We start from the raw sequence: 16288 nt of genomic DNA on the forward strand, positions 1-16288 counted from the left end.
TTCCTCTCCAGGTCGGTTGTGCCTGCGGTTGCGTTCCCCGGCCTCTCTGCGGGTCGGGAGACGCAACGCGGGGCGGTCCTTACGAGGTGCCGGGCAACGTACTCGCCACCCGGCTCATGGGACCGCGTACCCGATCACCTCGCGCCTACAACCACGCCGGCCCCCTGACCGCCGAGCGCGTGCGATCAGACCGCTGTCCGCTCCACCGGAATCCACAGTTGCGCTTCCGCCTGTGCCCCGTCCTCAGTCAACCGGGTGCGCAGGATTTCGGGCCCCGGGCGACTGCGGTAGGGGTTGGACGGGAACCACTGCGTGAACACGTCCCGCCACAGGTACTGGAGCGCCTGCGGAAACGGCCCGGAACTGTCGAAGACGGCCCACATTCCTGCCGGGACGGTGAGCGACTCCATGTCCTCGGGCACCGCGGCGCGGGTCACCACCCCGTGGTAGTAATCGAGTTCGGTACCTTCGGCACGGCTTTCGTCCAGCTGATCACTCACCGAGACGATGCCTTCCGGCTCCTGATCGGACAGGCTCTCGATGCGCTCCAGCGTCTCCTTGCCGAGGCCGCGGATGAAAGCGGCGATGGCCGGATTCACCCCCTCGTGCACGAGGGGGACCCGCGCCTTCCTGCCGACCACACGGAATTCTTCCTTCTCCTCGACCCGGTAACGCATGCTGCTACTCCCTTCGACGGTGAGACGGAAGGACAACCGCGGCTGGGACTGCAAACTCCCGCCGGACCGTCTGGCCTCGCCGGGTCCGACACCGTGCATGAGACGGAACGCACGCGCGAACCCCTCCCCCGAGGCATAGCCGTACCGCACCGCGATCTCCAGCAGCGTGCGATTCCCCGCCAGCACTTCGGCCCCCGCGACCGTCAGGCGCCGTCGCCGGATGTATTCCGACAGCGGTATCCCCGCCAGCGCGGAGAACAGCCGCCGGAAGTGGTACTCCGACGTCACAGCGATCGCCGCCAGGTCGGCCACCTCGATCCGCTGATCAAGGTGACGGTCGATGTGTTCCATGGCCTGGTTGAGCCGCTCCAGCACCGCGGCCTCCTTCCCTTTCGTGCTTCACGTTAAGGAGGCACCCCCTCGGCGGACCCGACATCCTGTGCCCGGTCCGGTCGGGTACGCCTGCCCTGTCGGACGAGGACGCCTGTGTCCCTCCGGTCGGGGTGGGCAGGCCGCCCAAGGCCGGATCCGTCATCGCGGAAGCAGTGCGCCTGCGCCCGCGAACACGGCTCACCGGATACGCCACCTGGCTCCTAGGAGGCATGCATCCACTTCTCCTCCATCAGCGAGGTGTATTCCTCGGTGTGACGGACGCGGAATACGGACATCTCAAGTCCGGCCATGGACCCACGGCCACAGCGGTCAAGCACCACCGCGCCGAGCACCTCCCAGTTCGTGAGGTGAGGCTTCTCGACCAGGGCGATGTATTCGCGATCATCCTCGGTCAGATCGGCCAGGTCGATGCCGAAAGAGCCCAGGACGGCGTGGGGGTCTCCGTCGACGTGCCACGGGGTTTCGTAAGCCGGGGAACCGGACGCGAAGAGCATCGAACCGTCGGGAATCGTGATCACTTATCGGTCAGGACCTGGCCGGGCTTGCGCACCATGAACACGTCCACGGAGTCCTCGCTCTCGACCGTGAACCCGTGTCGCTCGTAGAGCCGCCGGGCCGGGCTGCCTTGCAACACGTTCAGGCGGACGAGGACACCGATGCGGTCATACCGCTCCAGCAGCCTGCGCAGCACGTCCGAACCGATGCCGCGGCCCTGAAGGCGCGGGGCCAGATAGAAGTGCTCCAACCACTGGGCGTCCTCGGCCGGTCGCACCGCCACGCAGCCGGCGAACGCGCCGCCCACCTCGATCACCCAGGTGTGCACGGGGTCGAAGGCGTCCCGCAGCCGCTGCCGCACCCGATGCTCGTCGTACCGTCCGAGCCCCTCCAGATCCGCCCGCAGGACCACGGCACGCAACTCGGCCACGGTCTCGACGTCCGACACCGACGCCGGGCGTATTTCCCAGTCCATGATCGCCACGCTACCGCGCGGCTCTTCCCGGTTTCGGATCCACCGGGTTCCGGAACCGTGCCGTGATCATTTGTCAGACCCGGCCTATAGCCTGAGCGGATGGATGAACTCGACGGAGTGGAGATCATCGCCTTCGCGGACGCCGAGGCGTTCGAGAGCTGGCTGGCCGAGCATCACACGCGCCACGAAGGTGTGTGGATCAAGATGGCGAAGAAGAAGTCCGGCATTCCGACGGTCACCGATGACGAGGTGGTCGACATCGGGCTGTGCTACGGCTGGATCTCCGGTCAGCGACGTTCGCTCGACGAGCGGCACTATCTGCAGAAGTATGTGCCGCGCCGACCCAAGAGCCTGTGGTCACAGGTGAATGTCGACAAGGTGGCCGGGCTGACGGCCGCGGGACGGATGCGCGAACCAGGGCTCGCTGAGGTCCGCCGGGCCCAGGAGGACGGGCGATGGGCGAGGGCTTACGAGTCCCAGAAGAACGCGACGGTGCCGCCCGATCTCGCCGCGGCGCTCGATGAGCACCCTGACGCCAAGAGGGCCTTCGAGGCACTCGACAAGACCGGCCGGTATCAGGTCATCCTGCCGTTGCTTCAGGCCCACACGCCCGAGAGCCGGCAGGCGAGGCTCGACAGAGCAGTGCAGACGCTGGTGAACGGTGAGGGAGGCTGAATGCCGAGCACGAGCTCACGACACCTGGCGGCGCAGTAGGTGAGTGCGGCGGTCGGCAGGCACACTCCGGGCGCGCCGTGCCGCCCGCTCACGTTTCGGCGAGCAGCGCTTCTCGGAGAGTGGCGTAGGTACGGGAGAGCAGACCGGAGACGTGCATCTGGGGCATGCCCTGTTCCGTGCCGATCTCGGATTGCGTCATCTCCGCGCCGAAGCGGAGCTCGATGAGGGTGCGCTCCGGCTCATCGAGCTGGGCCAGGTGCGGCTTGAGGGCCTGGAGGTCTTCGGCCAGGGCTGGCACGGGGTCCAGAGACACCCCGGCACCCGACAGCCAACAGCCAACAGCCGCCGCAATGCCTAGCCGATTAGTCTCCTTCCCGTGGGAGGTGGGGATTCTTCGGGAAAGATTCAGGAGCCATGACGCAGACGCCGGAGTGCGGGTTGTGCGGTGGAACCGTCGCACCCGACGGCCACTGCTGGGACTGCGGTGCAGCGCAGCCGGCTTTCCGCTCCCATGTGGAGATCACAGCGGACGATGGCGCGGCGGGCGTCAGCGACCGCGGCGCGCAGCGCGGCATGAACGCCGACGCCATGGCCCTGGCCCTCACCGACGGCTGGACGATCGGCGTCGTCTGCGACGGCGTTTCCCTGTCGCCCCGGTCGGAGCGAGCAGCACAAGTGGCTGCCGAAGTCGGTGCGGCGTCAGTGGCGGCGCGGCTACGGACAGGCAACCTGCCGGAGGTGGCACTGACCCGGGCCGCCCTTGATGCGGCGCACGCCGTCACGGCGTTGGCGTCGTCGGCGGACGCCGCACCGGCCTGCACCTACGTCGCCGGCATCGCCGGCCCGGAGGGCGTCTGGAGTGCCTGGATCGGCGACAGCCGAGCGTACTGGCTTCCGAACGAGGGACCCGGGATGGCGCTGACCGAGGACGATACGGGCAAGCACGAAGCTCTCGCCGCCTGGTTGGGAGCCGACGCCGACGAGCCTGCCGCGCGAGTGCGCAGCTACCGACCCTCCACAGCCGGCCGCCTGTTGTTGTGCACGGACGGGCTGTGGCGTTGCCTGCCCGATGCCGACCGGCTGCGCGCCCAGCTCACCCGTCATCGTCCCTCGGCCTCCGCCGGCAGCGGGCTCCTGGCCGAGGCGCGGTCGCTGGTGACATACGCCCGCGAGGCCGACGGGCAGGACAACATCACAGCGCTACTCATCCCCGTCATACCGAGCACTCCGATGCCCGAACGGTGAACGCCGCGCCATGGCCTGGTGCGAAGAGCGTGCAGCGGCGGGTTCGCCGTAGTACTCCTGGAGAGGCTCGGAGGTTCTCGGAGACATGTCACTTCACTTGGAGTCATCGATGGCAGTTCGCCGTGTCATGCCCGTCATCACGTCAAAGGCAGTGGAGGAAAGCCGGGAGTTCTACGGCCTGCTGGGGTTCGAGGAGGTCATGAACCACGGCTGGATCGTGACGCTGGCTTCCCCGTCCGATCCAGCGGCACAAGTCAGCTTGATGACCAGGGACAAGACCGCTCCGGTCGCCCCCGACCTGAGCATCGAGGTGGACGACGTGGACGCGGCCCATGCGGCCATGCGGGACCGCGGCCTGGAGATCGTGCACCCGCTGCAGGACGAGGAGTGGGGAGTACGGCGGTTCTTCGTCCGCGACCCGAATGGCCGGGTGGTCAACGTACTGAGCCACCGCTGAGGTCGCTCCCGCGCGACGGGGAAGGTCCGCCGGCCGAGGCCACTCGCAGGGCCTCCGTGAGGCGTTCCGCCATCTGCACGCGTGGCCGCTGGTGGCGGGTCAGCGTGGACGTGCGCGGTACAGATCGCGTAGCAACGCGATCTCGGCTCCGTGGTGCAGGACTTCCTGGTTGACCCACCACACGATGTCGATGAAGGGGTCCTCCGGGTCACTGCCATGGGGATAGGTGCAGTATCCGACGGTGTCGAGCGCGGCGTCGTCGATGGTCAACAGCGCCTTCCGCCACGCCGTAACGCCTACGTCGAAGGCCGCGATCGCACCTGCCACGTCCCCGCTGACGGGGTAGTCGTCCCTGGTGAGGCTGTGGCCGCCGGCCGTGTGGTCGGCCCGGAGGGTCAGCATCTCGCTCAGGTGGCTCAGGCGCCACGCGACGGTGGTGAAGGGCGGCGGCCAGGGATGCGGGTAGGACGCCGCGTCGCGGCCCCAGTCACCGGCGCCGGCCAGAAGCGTCGCACGCGGGCCCGGCCCGTCCGCACGCCTGCGCACCGACCAACAGCCAGGCACCGGCTCCCAGAAGAACTCCTCATCGGACATGGGGCCGACCGCGGTTTCCGAGCCGTCGCCGCTGTCCATCACCAGACCTGCCATACGGCCGGCCAGGCGCTCACACGCGAAGTCGAACTGCTGCAGCAGGGGGTCCACGCGAGGTGCCAGCACTTACGCTCCCATGACGAGCCGGCAGGCATTGCGCCGGGGACGATCCGATGGTCTGCCAGCCTGGCACAGTCGGGCGCGACCGGCCTCGCATTTTTTCGAACGGCCCGCTCCCGCCTGCGTATCGTGAGGGCCGCGACGCTTGGGTCGCTTCGGACAGAGAGGCCCGTACGTGCAAACCCAGCCCCCATCCCTCACCGTCGAGGCTCTGACGACCTCTTCGATGGTGCATGTCCCCGGTGGCGTCGTGGACCTTCGAGACGACCGGCGCGGCACCCGCTGGCAGAAGGAGATCGCTCCCTTCCTGCTCGGGCGGTACCCCGTCACCGAGCGACTCCACCGCGCCGTCACGGGGGTGGACATCGATCCCGCCATGAGCGGGACAGCGCCCGTGACGAACGTCAGCTGGCTCGACGCGATCGACGTATGCAACCGCGTATCGGACCTCGCGGGACTGGGCCGGGCGTACTCCCGCGACCCGGAGAGCGGGGAAGTGGCCTGTGACTGGACGTCCGACGGCTACCGCCTGCCGACCGAGGCGGAATGGCAGTACGCCTGCAAGGCCGGGACCAGCGGGTATCGGTACGGAGAGATCGACGACATCGCCTGGTACGCGGACAACTCCGGAGGCCGAGTCCACGACGTCGGCGGAAAGGCGCCCAACCCCTGGGGTCTGCACGACATGCTGGGCAATGTCTGGGAGTGGTGCTGGGATCTCTACGACGAGGAGGTCTACGGCTCCTACCGCATCTTCCGCGGCGGAGGCTGGGCCGAATCGACGCGCGGCTGCGGCGCATCCGTTCGTCGTCGCAGTCACCCCTCGTTCGCCATTGACGATCTCGGCTTCCGACTCGCTCGAACCGTGTGATGAGGGCCGGAGCATGGTGACGCGGACGCCGGCTGAGCGAGCTCTGGCTCGCGCGTACAGCACCGGTGACGGCCGGATCAGCTTCCGCGTCTCGGAGCTCTCGGTGGAGCATCACCCTGACCGCAGCCTTACGTTGACCTATCGGCTCACGGTTGCGCGTCCTGGCCATCACGACGAGCGCTGGGAGTTCGCCCTGCCGTGGGAGGACAAGTCCTTCGCCGATGTGTTCGCTTCCCCCTCCCCTGACCCGGATCGGCTCGGCGTGCTTGTCCACCTCGTCCGCTCCTTGTTGGAAGAGTGGTGGGACACCAAGGGACGGAATCGGCAATCGGCAAAGATGGGGCGCCGACTGCCCTGATACGCAGCCCGGTTGAGCGTCCCCCCCCCCCCGCGACGTCGGCGAGACTGCCGCTCAGCGACAGCCGCCCAGAGACAAAGGGACACCGATGACAGAGCCCGGGAACGGCTCGGCCCCGGCCTTCGAGGTCCGCACCGGCAATGAAAAGGCGCCCGGTGCCCCGCCGCTGCATCGGGCTGCCACCGTAAAGACCGCCTTCGACGCGCTGCTGAACATCCGGACCTTGATGAACGCAGAGGCCGCCGACCCTCTTGCCACGACCGCCGAATGGGAACGGCGTCAGCCTGTGCGTGCCATCGCTCTCTGCCTGGAAGCCGCCGGAATTCCGCCGTCGGCAGTGGACGTCGACGGGCAGCCGGTCGCCACCGGCTATCGCGTCGACCCGGCCGAGCCACCCGCGGTGGCGCGAATCGAATGGCTGGGCCCTCCGGGAAGCGGCGCAGCGCACCAGGAACAGGAAGAACTACGGCGCTGCGGCTCCGCTCTGCGGGCGCTGGGGTGGCAGGCGCTGGAGTACCGGGGCCCACGCCGCCATTGGTACCTCGAAGTCGAGCCCCTGCAGCAGTGAGCATTGAGCAGTTCAGGCACGGTTCCCCCCTCTCCCGCGGCGGGAGAGGGGGACCATGCCCTACCCCCACCTGGCGATACTGGCGCTCGAAGGTGTTGGTTACTGTGGGAATTCGTCGTACGGGCGACCTGCGGACCAGCCGTCCGCCTCATGAGCCGCCCGGGAAGCCCGATGAAAGGTGCGGTGCGGAGATGGCAGCCGACATGACGAACTCGCGCGGGGTCTCGCTGAACCTCCCCACTCCGGACGGCGTCGCCGACGCGTATCTCGCCCACCCGGACGACGGCCGGCCGCACCCCGGAATCCTGTTGTACATGGATGCCTTCGGACTGCGGCCGTCCCTGGAGGCGATGGCCAGGCGTCTGGCCGGGCACGGCTACACGGTGCTGGTGCCCAACGTCTTCTACCGCTCCGGGCGCGCCCCGCTGGTGGACCTGCCCGACCACATCGATCCCGCCCAGCGGCCGGAGATCTTCGAACAGCTCGGCCCCGTGATGTCGGCCCTCACCCCCGCGCCGGCGATGCGGGACGCCGGCGGCTACCTCGACTGGCTGGCCGGCTCGCCCCTGGTCGCCGAGGGGCCGGTCGGCACCACCGGCTACTGCATGGGCGGCGCCCTCGGGATCCGGACCGCCGCCGCCTACCCGGACCGGATCGCGGCCGCTGCCGCCTTCCACGCCGGGCGCCTGGCCACCGACGCCGAGGACAGCCCGCACCTGCTCGCCGACCGCATCACCGCAGAGCTGTTCTTCGGCCACGCCGACCAGGACCCCTCCTTGCCGGCCGACCAGATCAAGCGGCTGGAGCACGCGCTCGACGCCGCCGGTGTGCGCTACCGCAGCGAACTGTACGAAGGCGCCCACCACGGATTCACGCAGACCGACACCGCCGCGTATGACGCCGACGCGAACAACCGTCACTGGCGCGACCTGCTGGAACTCTTCGGACGCGCGCTCTGACGCCGAGGGTCGCGCACCCCCTGGCAGGGACGGACGGCGCGCCGTCCGTCCCTCTCGCCACCCGCTAGAAAGGTCCCTGCATCCCCGCAGATCCGCCGGTGGGTGAAGAGGGGCAGTAGTGGTTGATGAGACTGTCGTGCTGATTGGTCCGAGCGGCTCGGTGCGCGTCGGGGTGGTCGAGCCGCGGCCGGCGTCCGTGCAGCAGGAAAGAAGCGATGCGGGCGGGCAGGTGGGTGAAGGTGTCTTTCATCAGTTCTCCGCTCCAAGCGTCTGGTACGACGAGTGTACGAAGCACGGGTTGCGCGCACAGCGGTCTGAGGAAGACCTGAGGTTGACGCTCAGCAGGGCCGCCCGGAACTCGCAACGTGGGGGGATCAGGGGAGTTTTCGAGGAACTCCCGCTCCACAGTGCTGAGTTCGCCCCTCTGGCCGACGGACCCCGTCACCGGGACATGTGCTCCCGCAGCAGGTCCGCGATGTCGGCGTGTCCTGTCTCCTTCTCCCAGGATGCGCCGCCCCCGCCCACTGCGGTGACGGTGAACACGATCAATTCGCTGCCGTCGGGGCGGGGGCTCCGCAAGCACTCGTATGTGTCGTCCGGCGCGATGTTCGCCTGCTTGCGCAGCTCCGTTTCGATGTCCTTTCCGCACCAGTCGCCGGCCATGTCCAGGGCGGTGCGGCCTTGCCTGTCGGTCCGGTGGGCGTCGGCACCGTGGTGCAGCAGATCCCGCACGATGCCTGCCGCTCCGAACTCCGCCGCGGCCATCAGGGGGGTACGGTCGCCGCAGCCGGCATCAGGGTCCGCTTTCGCGCCCAGGAGGAGACCGGCGGTGTCGTGGCGACCACCGCCGGCCGCCCAGAGCAGGGCGGTGTAGCCGGTGCCGTCGTCCTCCCTGCGGTTCGGGTCGGCGCCGTGGGCGAGGAGTTCGCGCACCGCATCGGTGTGTCCCCAACACGCCGCAGCGCACAACGGCAACCCCTCGCTCCCGGGCTCGCCCCTGCTCTCCGCGTCGGGGGAAGCTCCCGCTTCGAGGAGCAGACGCACGATGTCGGCCGCTCCCGACACCGCAGCCAAGTACAGGGGCTTGTCACGGTCCGCATCGGCCGCACGCGGAGAGGCTCCCTTGCGCAGGAGTTCCGCCACTCGCTCCGGCGCCTCTTCGTAGATGGCGTCGATCAGCTGACCGGTCAGTGCGTTGGCCACACCGCCCCTTTCCTTGTCCCTGCCGTTTCTTGCCGCCCTTGCCCACGGCGTCGGGACGTGGGGGGAAAGATGGTCTCCACGCTGCTGACGACGCCAGGCCGGTAGGCATGCCTTCAGCCTGACACCGGCCCAGCCACCTTTCGTCAGACCGGAGGACGTACCTGCATGCGACTTGGGGAGTACAGAGCCGGTCACCTACCACTACGGGTCGGCCAGGGCCCACGGCGCGCCATGCCGATCGCCCCGTACCCTCAGCTCGGCACTCTGACGGCCACCGCGCCCGCAAAGTCAGCGGCCAGGCGGCAAAGGTCCCCTCCCTCCCCTTCGTAAACCCAGCGGGCGTGCACGAGTGCCTGACCGAACGACGTGGGCCACTGGACCGCACAGCCGTTTTCGTTCCCACTGGCCCTGGCGGACGGGATACCTGTAACCGATATCGGCGTCGGCTCCGGAGACAAGGGCAGCGCCTTGGCATAGATGAGCCGGAACGTGGCGGAGCCCGCGGTCCCGGAGCCCTGGCGCGCCCAGGTGCACACCCTGATCGGCGCGGCATCGGTGCCGGAAGTCTCGGACGTACCCCCGCCAAGACCCCACTCCGTGGCCATGGAGCTGTCGACCACCGCGCACGGGTCCAGGGCCGAGCCCGGCTCGACCGATGCCGTCGACAACGGCTCGGTGGCGGACGGTGCGCCCGACGGCATCGCGCCCGGCATGCCCATGGAACCCGTGCTGCCGTCGCTCGCCAGCTGCCAGATACCCACACCGGCCGCCGCCGCGAGCAGGGCCACGGCGCCCGCCACGATCAGCATGCGCCGGGTCCTGCTTCCCGGTGGCGGGCCGCCCTGATGCGGTGACCGCACCCAGACCTGTCTGTCGTCATCCCACTGGTCCACGGCGACTACCCCTGACTTCCGAGGAGTTGCGTGATCTGCTGCACGACGGCCGCAGCGGAGGCGAGGCCGGCCGCGGCAGTGGCGCCGAGTTCGAGGCGCCCCCGCAGTCGCTGCAGGCGGTCTCGCCGTACCTGTCCCACTGCGTCGATCTCCTCCTCGGTCCCGGCCAGTTGGGCGTCGACCTCGGTGATCTCGTCGCTGGGGCTGAGCAGGTGAAGCTGCTCGCGCAGGGTCCGCACGGCAGTGAGGAGTTCGGGGGACGCGTCGATCACTTGCGTCGAGGCGTCGAGGGCCCGGGCATGCGGTCCGGAAGCCGCGGCGCCGCCGGCCATGACGCCGATGCTGACGCCGCCGGAGACGGCCGGGGGCACCGCGCGCGGGCGCCCGCTCTCGTGCGAGGACGGCACGGGCGCCGGCAGCCCGGCGCGCCGCGAGCGGTCCTCGGCCGTGGCACCTGCCCCGGCCGCCACCGCGCCACCGGTCAACACGCCGATGCTGATGCCACCTGTGCCCTCTTGTGGAGCGGACGAGTCGGCCATCTCGACAGCGGCCTCCTCGCCCTCCTCCGGCTCTTGCATCCCCGTTGTCACAGCCGACCACCCTTCGCGTCCACGGACGCATCCACCTGCTTCGCCGAAGCCCGCTCGCCCGTCGCGACCGCGCCGCCGCTCATCTCTCCGATGAACACCCCGCCCCCGCTCACGTTGACGATGTGCTGCTCGAATTCCCCCATCTCGTAGCCCTTCGAGTGCAGCGCCTCGCGCACCCCGCTCGCGATCCGGTCCTGCAGCGTCTTCACGTACCGGCTGATGTCCATCTCCTGCAGGAGAGAGACCTCCTTCACGCTCCCCAGCTCCCGCACCGACGCGGCCGGCCCGTCCGGCAGTGCGTGCTGCGGCATCGTCAACCAGGTACGGAAGACGGAGACAGCGGTGTGGAGGAGGGAGACCCCGGCGGCGAAACCCGCCGACGGGCCGGTGAGCAGGCTGCGTACGACATTGCGCAGCGGCCCCTCGGCGTCCCCCTCCGCGATCACGTCCACCGACTTGAACTCCGGGCGGACGGGGGTGAGGACGTGCGGTACGACCTCAAGGACCAGCATCCCGCCCTGGGTGTGGACGCGGACCAGGAGAGAGACCCCGACCTGTTCGTCCCATGCGCCGACGCGGACGCGCAGGAAGTGCCGGCGCGCCTCACCGCCCTCGCCGACCGCGCCGTCGAGGTGTTGCCGGACACTGGCGGGGTCGTACGCGATCTGGCCCCGCTCCCGGCCGACCGGCAGATAGACCATTTCGTCGATTTCGAGGGAGCGGAGGCGGTCGCGGCTGGTTTCCGCCGCCGACGTCCGCAGTGCCTCCAGGCGCGGCTTGATGAGGTCGATGACCTCGCGCCCGGTGAGCGGCACCGCGTCCGCGCCGGCCTCCGGGTCCCGTGTCGGGTCCAGGCGCTTCGGTGGTGACTCCTGCTGCTTCCACCTCAACTCCAGGACGAGCGACCACGGTTTGTACGGCTCGCCGGCACCGACGAAGGGACGGAACGGGTCGTAGATCGCAAGGCTCGCGTACTGTTCGCGGTCGATCGCCGCGCCGATGCGCCGGTACGGGTCGCGGTCCGGCAACTTCTCCCGGGGTGCCTCGGCGTAGGCATCGCGGCTCAGGGTGTCCCGCATGACGGAGACGACGTGCACCCGATGCACCCAGACGGGAGGCACCAGCAGGGCCGGGAAGAAGACGGCCGTCCAGGCGTCGCCGCCACTGAACAGCGTGAAGAGCACGGCCGCCCAGTACAGGAGCCCCACGGCCCACGGCAGAACCGGCAGCACGGCCTTCAGCCGGCCGCGCGTCGCCTCCTTCAGCACGGCGCGGCCGATGGGGAAGACGGATCCCCTGCCCCCGCGCACGAACCAGGCCACGGAGCAGACCAGTCCGTAGGCCAGGAACCAGGGAATGGGCAGAAACGTCGCCGAGCCCGTCCCGGACAGCCCGAACGCGATGAACAGCGCCCAGATGCCCAGCAGTACGAGCCCGACCTCGGCCTCCCGGCGGCGCGCACGCAGCGCATGCGCCAGGACCGGCAGGGCGTCGATGCCGAGCGAGGGCGCGACCGGGCGCTCCTCGTGCTCCACGAGCTGCTCGATGACGCGACGGCGGAACTCGCCGTCGAAGTAGACACCCGCGCACAGCAGCCGGGTGGCCTCACTGCGGATGTGCTGCGGCGCCGTTTTCGAAGGCGACGCGGCAGTCTGTCCAGGCACGGTCATGGATCCCCCGATGCTCGAACTCCGCTCCCTTTACGGATGGGGAGCAAGTTGCGATGGATGGCAGTATGGCGGCCACATCCTTGAGCTCGGAAGGGAATTTCGGCATGTTCACCGTTCATTTCCGGCCGGTGGGAATGCCGCGCTGAGGGAGTACACCGACCAGCTGTCGACACTCGATCCATTCGATTGTCGTCCTCTCGATGAATTCGCCATGAAATCACCAAGGGCCTGTGGGCACAGGATGGTGGGGGGAGACGAGCCCGGTCTGCCGCTGCCCCACGGGCTGGAGGCGCCCCCCGGTTCGTCGGATCTCCCTGCGCCACGGCACGTCGGCGTCCCTCCGGCCGCGGCGCGTCGCGTCCACATCGGCCGGCACGAGACCACAAGCCTGCGAGAGTGTGCGGTGATGTCGACAATGAGGTTGCGTGCCACGGGCCGAGCGGGATCGGCGGATGTGTGGGAACGCTACGCACTCCCCGCGAAATGGCCGAGCTGGTCTCCCCAGATCCGCAAGGTGAGCGCCTCCGGGGAACGTATCGCTCCCGGCATGAAAGGAGAGGTCACGTCGTTCTTCGGAATCACCGTCCGCTTCCTCGTCGAATCCGTCGACGAGAAGCGCCGACGGTGGGCATGGCGGGTGCGACTTGGCCCGATCCGATTGAGACTGCACCACAGCGTCCATGCGGAGGAAGGCGGGAGGGTCACCACGGGCCTGCGCATCGAAGGCCCGTTCCCCGCGGTCGTCGCCTACGCCTGCCTCGCTCAGCCGGCCTTGCGCCGTCTCGTCCGGCCGTGAGCGACGTCCCCCATGAACGGCTGCGGCGACAGGGCGACATGGCCACTTGTGGCGGCGCAGCCGTTCGACGGCCCAGACCCGGGCCGTCCCCATCCCCTGCGGTGCTCAGTCCGTCAAGAGGGTCTGTGTGCGGGCGATGAGCAGAGCGACGTCATCGGGGTCGTCGGGACGGCGTAGTTCGCACAGGAGCCGGTCGCAGGTTTCCTCCAGCGAGCGGTCCGGCACATCGAGCAGTCTGCGGAGGGCTTCCAGGCGCTCGTCGATGGCGTCGCGGCGGGTTTCGACCAACCCATCGGTGTAGAGGACGAGTTGGTCGCCGGGAGCAAGGGGGATGGTGGTGGTTTCGAAGGGGACACCCCCGACTCCGAGCGGAGTGCCGGTGGGCAGGTCGAGGAGGACGGGGCGCGCGCCGCTGCGGACGAGGACCGGGGGCATGTGGCCGGCGGTGGCGATATGGCATTCGGCGCGGTGTGGGTCGTAGACGGCGTAGACGCAGGTGGCGATGTAGTGCTCAAGCCCTGAGGTGATCTTGTCGAGGTGCTGGAGGATCTGGGCGGGCTCGAGGTCGAGATCGGCGAAGGCGCTGGTGGCGGTGCGCAGCCGGCCCATGGTGGCGGCGGCGTCGATGCCGCTGCCCATGACGTCGCCCACGACGAGTGCGGTCTTGTGGCCGTCGAGCGGGAGGACGTCGTACCAGTCGCCGCCGATCTCGTAGGTGGCCTGTGCGGGCCGGTACCGGGAGGCGATCTGCAGCCCGGGCAGATGGGGTGGGTGATCGGGAAGCAGACTGCGCTGCAGGGTCTCGGCGGCGTTGCGCACGCTCTCGTGGGAGCGGGCGTTGTCGATGCACACCGCGGCGCGAGATGCCAGCTCACCGGCGAGGGCGAGGTCGTCCTCGCCGAAGGGCTGCGGGCTGCGGGCGCGGCTGAGCCCGAGGAAGCCGAGGATCTCGCCGCGTGCGGTGAGCGGGACCAGCATGTAGGAGTGCACCCCCGCGCGGGCCAGCATCCCGGCGGCATGGGCGTCGCGGGCGATGTGCGACAGGTCGTCGTCCGTGAGGTGGGAGATCAGGATCGGCCTGCCGGTGCGCACGCATCGGGTGGCGAGGCGGTCGGCGTCGTAGGCGACGATGTGCCCGGGTGGGTCGGCGGCGTACAGGGCCTCGGTGGGGTAGGCCGCCTTCACCGCGAGGGCACGGAAGTGGGCGGGGCCGTCACGGGTCGGCGGGCGGTGCTCGTCGAGGGCGGAATCGAGCACGTCGACGGTGCCGACGTCGGCCAGCTCGGGAACGGTGACCTCGGCAAGCTCCCGGGCGGTCTGCCCCACTTCCAAGGTGGTGCCGATACGAGCGGCGCCGTCGGCGATCAGCGCCAGGCGCTTGCGGGCCTCGGCGGCCTCCGTGGCCGCCTGGTAGCGGTCGGTGACATCCAGCACCAGGTCGGCCACGCCGATCACGCGCCCCTGGGGGTCCTCCAGCCGGTACAGCGAGATCGACCAGGCGTGCTTGTACGGGTCGGCGGGGGTCCGGCCGACGATCGTGGACTGGTCGACCATGGGGTCCCCGGTTGCGAGGACCTGGTGCATCGCGGCCTCGGGAACCTCGAACTTCGAGGAGGACATGATCTCGCGGTAGTGCCGGCCGAGGTGCTCCTCCGCGGCGATGCCGTGCATCCGCTCCAGGGCCGGGTTGACGGCCACGTACCGCAGGTCGGTGTCGAGGATCGCCAGCCCTATGGGCGACTGGGCGATCAGCCGGGTGGAGAGCGCGACATCCCGCTCGACCGCGCGAAGGGTCGGCGAGTCGGTGGCGAGTCCGAGGACGTAGAAGTCGCCGCGGTCGTTCTGCAGCCGCATGTTGCGCAGCTCCACCAGCCGCGTGCTGCCGTCCTTGTGCCGTACGGGGAATGCGCCGCCCCAGCTGCGGCCCGTCTCCATCACGGAGGCGAACTTCTTGATCACAAGATCCCAGTTCTCCTCGCGGATGAGCAGCGGCGCGGCGTACCGCCCGAGGGCTTCCTCGGCGGTGTAGCCGTAGAGGTCCTCGGCCTGCGGGCTCCACAGGGCGATCCGCCCGTCCGCGTCCAGGAGCACCGCGGCGACACCGAGCAGATCCATCAGGCCGCTCGGCTGCTCGGTCCATGCCTCGGGCTGCTGCGGTCGCTCGGGCCGCGACGTCCGTGGGTCGGGCCGCGACTGCCGTGCCTCGGGCCGGCCCGTGCCGGCCGGACGCCCTTCGACTGTGGTCACCCCGGCGCTCCTTCCACCTGGCAGGAGCGGGGCGGCCGTCCACGCGCTGCTGTCCGCAGCCGGTCCCGCCCCCCCTCTACGGTCTGCCGTCTCTCCGCCCGTGCCCTGTCGTTGCTCTGTTCGGTGCCCTTGCCCTGTCCGTCCGGCGCCCTCGTCCGGCAAGTGCTTCGACTTCCATGGTCCTCCTCGATCGGGTGAGCGCACGCCCTGACGATCCGGGGATCTCCGCCTCGCGTGGCGCCGAACGCTCGCGGGGCCTCGGTGGGCGACATCGCGCCCGTTCGGGGGCACCGTTTCCGCCGGTAGCCGGGCCCGTGTGCACTTCGGTGACAGAGGGTGTCAGGATGAACCCATGAGCAACGTTTTTTTCGACATCACCATCAATGGCGAGCCGGCCGGCCGGATCGTCTTCCAGCTGTTCGACGACGTGGTCCCCAAGACCGCGAGGAACTTCCGTGAGCTCGCCACCGGCGAGAACGGCTTCGGCTACGAGGGCTCCGGCTTCCACCGTGTCATCCCGGACTTCATGCTCCAGGGTGGTGACTTCACCAACCACAACGGCACCGGCGGCAAGAGCATCTACGGCGAGAAGTTCGCGGACGAGAACTTCCAGCTGAAGCACACCAAGCCGGGCCAGCTGTCCATGGCCAACGCGGGCAAGAACACCAACGGCTCGCAGTTCTTCATCACCACGATCGTCACCAACTGGCTCGACGGCAAGCACGTCGTCTTCGGTGAGGTCGTCGAGGGCATGGACGTCGTCAAGAAGATCGAGAGCCTGGGCTCGCACAGCGGCGCCACCTCGGCCGACATCAAGATCGCGAAGTCCGGCGTCGTCGACGCCTGAGCCTCACCCGATCCCTCCGCGCGGGTGACCGCGCACCCCGAGCCGGTTCGAGGAGCACCACATGCGTGACCGGGCGACAAAGCCCAGGTCACCGGTGCTCCCCGGGCCGGCTCGTCCGTTCGGGGCAGCACGCGGGCAGACTCCGGCAGTCCGGCCGG

The 16288-nt window shown here is 69.4% G+C and carries 20 protein-coding genes; 10 read left to right on the forward strand and 10 right to left on the reverse strand.

Annotation, left to right across the window (positions count from 1 at the left end; translation table 11 throughout):
- Positions 1–185: 185 nt before the first annotated feature.
- The 3 genes from ACGFZW_RS02825 to ACGFZW_RS02835 all read right to left on the reverse strand — a co-directional run bounded on the left by ACGFZW_RS02825 (position 186) and on the right by ACGFZW_RS02835 (position 2040).
- On the reverse strand, positions 186–1052 hold the full coding sequence (locus ACGFZW_RS02825; RefSeq protein WP_393891176.1) for a GyrI-like domain-containing protein: 867 nt from the start codon (positions 1050–1052) through the stop codon (positions 186–188).
- A gap of 218 nt (positions 1053–1270) precedes the next feature.
- Positions 1271–1588, reverse strand: coding sequence for a DUF6333 family protein (locus ACGFZW_RS02830; protein ID WP_393891177.1), 318 nt, complete (start codon positions 1586–1588; stop codon positions 1271–1273).
- The gene (locus tag ACGFZW_RS02835) at positions 1585–2040 is read right to left on the reverse strand and encodes a GNAT family N-acetyltransferase (protein ID WP_393891178.1); all 456 of its coding nucleotides are present in this window, start codon (positions 2038–2040) and stop codon (positions 1585–1587) included. Before ACGFZW_RS02835 ends, ACGFZW_RS02830 begins: the two co-directional genes overlap by 4 nt.
- A 99-nt stretch (positions 2041–2139) precedes the next feature.
- Here ACGFZW_RS02835 and ACGFZW_RS02840 point away from each other — a divergent pair, with 99 nt between their 5' ends.
- Positions 2140–2715 (forward strand): YdeI family protein, encoded by a 576-nt coding sequence (locus tag ACGFZW_RS02840; RefSeq protein WP_393891179.1) that lies wholly within the window; start codon positions 2140–2142, stop codon positions 2713–2715.
- Between the two features lie 88 nt (positions 2716–2803).
- Here ACGFZW_RS02840 and ACGFZW_RS02845 read toward each other — a convergent pair whose 3' ends face one another.
- Complete coding sequence (locus ACGFZW_RS02845) at positions 2804–3028, reverse strand: sigma-70 family RNA polymerase sigma factor (RefSeq protein ID WP_393891180.1); 225 nt, start codon at positions 3026–3028, stop codon at positions 2804–2806.
- Positions 3029–3129: 101 nt separating this feature from the next.
- On the opposite strand from ACGFZW_RS02845, the gene ACGFZW_RS02850 reads away from it, so the two are divergent.
- Positions 3130–3960: a PP2C family protein-serine/threonine phosphatase gene (locus ACGFZW_RS02850; RefSeq protein WP_393891181.1), complete on the forward strand. Its 831-nt coding sequence runs from the start codon at positions 3130–3132 to the stop codon at positions 3958–3960.
- Between the two features lie 109 nt (positions 3961–4069).
- Complete coding sequence (locus ACGFZW_RS02855; protein WP_393891182.1) at positions 4070–4417, forward strand: VOC family protein; 348 nt, start codon at positions 4070–4072, stop codon at positions 4415–4417.
- 99 nt (positions 4418–4516) lie between these two features.
- Here ACGFZW_RS02855 and ACGFZW_RS02860 read toward each other — a convergent pair whose 3' ends face one another.
- Positions 4517–5065 (reverse strand): DinB family protein, encoded by a 549-nt coding sequence (locus ACGFZW_RS02860; protein WP_393891292.1) that lies wholly within the window; start codon positions 5063–5065, stop codon positions 4517–4519.
- A gap of 289 nt (positions 5066–5354) precedes the next feature.
- Here ACGFZW_RS02860 and ACGFZW_RS02865 point away from each other — a divergent pair, with 289 nt between their 5' ends.
- The 4 genes from ACGFZW_RS02865 (at position 5355) to ACGFZW_RS02880 (ending at position 7884) form a co-directional block, all read left to right on the forward strand.
- Complete coding sequence (locus ACGFZW_RS02865) at positions 5355–5999, forward strand: formylglycine-generating enzyme family protein (RefSeq protein WP_393891293.1); 645 nt, start codon at positions 5355–5357, stop codon at positions 5997–5999.
- A 13-nt stretch (positions 6000–6012) separates the two neighbouring features.
- Entirely contained in the window at positions 6013–6357 is a 345-nt protein-coding gene (locus tag ACGFZW_RS02870) for a hypothetical protein (protein WP_393891183.1), read from the forward strand.
- Positions 6358–6445: 88 nt separating this feature from the next.
- Positions 6446–6925 (forward strand): hypothetical protein, encoded by a 480-nt coding sequence (locus tag ACGFZW_RS02875; RefSeq protein ID WP_393891184.1) that lies wholly within the window; start codon positions 6446–6448, stop codon positions 6923–6925.
- Positions 6926–7128: 203 nt separating this feature from the next.
- Positions 7129–7884 (forward strand): dienelactone hydrolase family protein, encoded by a 756-nt coding sequence (locus ACGFZW_RS02880; RefSeq protein WP_393891294.1) that lies wholly within the window; start codon positions 7129–7131, stop codon positions 7882–7884.
- Between the two features lie 64 nt (positions 7885–7948).
- Here ACGFZW_RS02880 and ACGFZW_RS02885 read toward each other — a convergent pair whose 3' ends face one another.
- Positions 7949–8134, reverse strand: coding sequence for a hypothetical protein (locus ACGFZW_RS02885; protein WP_393891185.1), 186 nt, complete (start codon positions 8132–8134; stop codon positions 7949–7951).
- Positions 8135–8325: 191 nt separating this feature from the next.
- On the reverse strand, positions 8326–9087 hold the full coding sequence (locus ACGFZW_RS02890) for an ankyrin repeat domain-containing protein (protein ID WP_393891186.1): 762 nt from the start codon (positions 9085–9087) through the stop codon (positions 8326–8328).
- A gap of 489 nt (positions 9088–9576) precedes the next feature.
- On the opposite strand from ACGFZW_RS02890, the gene ACGFZW_RS02895 reads away from it, so the two are divergent.
- Positions 9577–9933 carry a hypothetical protein gene (locus ACGFZW_RS02895; protein WP_393891187.1) on the forward strand — a complete coding sequence of 119 codons (357 nt, stop codon included), beginning with the start codon at positions 9577–9579 and terminating at the stop codon, positions 9931–9933.
- Positions 9934–9985: 52 nt separating this feature from the next.
- On the opposite strand, the gene ACGFZW_RS02900 is transcribed toward ACGFZW_RS02895, so the two are convergent.
- Both ACGFZW_RS02900 and ACGFZW_RS02905 read right to left on the reverse strand, forming a co-directional pair.
- Entirely contained in the window at positions 9986–10570 is a 585-nt protein-coding gene (locus tag ACGFZW_RS02900; protein WP_393891188.1) for a hypothetical protein, read from the reverse strand.
- A complete protein-coding gene (locus ACGFZW_RS02905; RefSeq protein ID WP_393891189.1) occupies positions 10567–12240 on the reverse strand; it encodes a hypothetical protein in 1674 nt (557 codons plus the stop codon). Before ACGFZW_RS02905 ends, ACGFZW_RS02900 begins: the two co-directional genes overlap by 4 nt.
- A gap of 415 nt (positions 12241–12655) precedes the next feature.
- Between ACGFZW_RS02905 and ACGFZW_RS02910 the strand changes: the two genes are divergently transcribed.
- Positions 12656–13036: an SRPBCC family protein gene (locus ACGFZW_RS02910; RefSeq protein ID WP_393891295.1), complete on the forward strand. Its 381-nt coding sequence runs from the start codon at positions 12656–12658 to the stop codon at positions 13034–13036.
- 105 nt (positions 13037–13141) lie between these two features.
- Here the strand turns inward: ACGFZW_RS02910 and ACGFZW_RS02915 are convergent, their stop codons facing one another.
- The gene (locus ACGFZW_RS02915; RefSeq protein ID WP_393891296.1) at positions 13142–15154 is read right to left on the reverse strand and encodes a SpoIIE family protein phosphatase; all 2013 of its coding nucleotides are present in this window, start codon (positions 15152–15154) and stop codon (positions 13142–13144) included.
- Between the two features lie 481 nt (positions 15155–15635).
- Here ACGFZW_RS02915 and ACGFZW_RS02920 point away from each other — a divergent pair, with 481 nt between their 5' ends.
- Complete coding sequence (locus tag ACGFZW_RS02920) at positions 15636–16130, forward strand: peptidylprolyl isomerase (protein ID WP_393891190.1); 495 nt, start codon at positions 15636–15638, stop codon at positions 16128–16130.
- The last annotated feature ends 158 nt before the right edge of the window (positions 16131–16288 follow it).

Source organism: Streptomyces sp. NPDC048248, from assembly GCF_043201875.1.
Taxonomy (GTDB): domain Bacteria; phylum Actinomycetota; class Actinomycetes; order Streptomycetales; family Streptomycetaceae; genus Streptomyces.

Bases quoted from the DNA above. Each gene is read 5' to 3' on its own strand.
- ACGFZW_RS02835 (WP_393891178.1), bottom strand. From the start codon at position 2,040: ATGGACTGGGAAATACGCCCGGCGTCGGTGTCGGACGTCGAGACCGTG.
- ACGFZW_RS02840 (WP_393891179.1), top strand. From the start codon at position 2,140: ATGGATGAACTCGACGGAGTGGAGATCATCGCCTTCGCGGACGCCGAG.
- ACGFZW_RS02850 (WP_393891181.1), top strand. From the start codon at position 3,130: ATGACGCAGACGCCGGAGTGCGGGTTGTGCGGTGGAACCGTCGCACCC.
- ACGFZW_RS02855 (WP_393891182.1), top strand. From the start codon at position 4,070: ATGGCAGTTCGCCGTGTCATGCCCGTCATCACGTCAAAGGCAGTGGAG.
- ACGFZW_RS02860 (WP_393891292.1), bottom strand. From the start codon at position 5,065: ATGGCAGGTCTGGTGATGGACAGCGGCGACGGCTCGGAAACCGCGGTC.
- ACGFZW_RS02865 (WP_393891293.1), top strand. From the start codon at position 5,355: ATGGTGCATGTCCCCGGTGGCGTCGTGGACCTTCGAGACGACCGGCGC.
- ACGFZW_RS02870 (WP_393891183.1), top strand. From the start codon at position 6,013: ATGGTGACGCGGACGCCGGCTGAGCGAGCTCTGGCTCGCGCGTACAGC.
- ACGFZW_RS02875 (WP_393891184.1), top strand. From the start codon at position 6,446: ATGACAGAGCCCGGGAACGGCTCGGCCCCGGCCTTCGAGGTCCGCACC.
- ACGFZW_RS02880 (WP_393891294.1), top strand. From the start codon at position 7,129: ATGACGAACTCGCGCGGGGTCTCGCTGAACCTCCCCACTCCGGACGGC.
- ACGFZW_RS02885 (WP_393891185.1), bottom strand. From the start codon at position 8,134: ATGAAAGACACCTTCACCCACCTGCCCGCCCGCATCGCTTCTTTCCTG.
- ACGFZW_RS02905 (WP_393891189.1), bottom strand. From the start codon at position 12,240: ATGACCGTGCCTGGACAGACTGCCGCGTCGCCTTCGAAAACGGCGCCG.
- ACGFZW_RS02910 (WP_393891295.1), top strand. From the start codon at position 12,656: ATGAGGTTGCGTGCCACGGGCCGAGCGGGATCGGCGGATGTGTGGGAA.
- ACGFZW_RS02920 (WP_393891190.1), top strand. From the start codon at position 15,636: ATGAGCAACGTTTTTTTCGACATCACCATCAATGGCGAGCCGGCCGGC.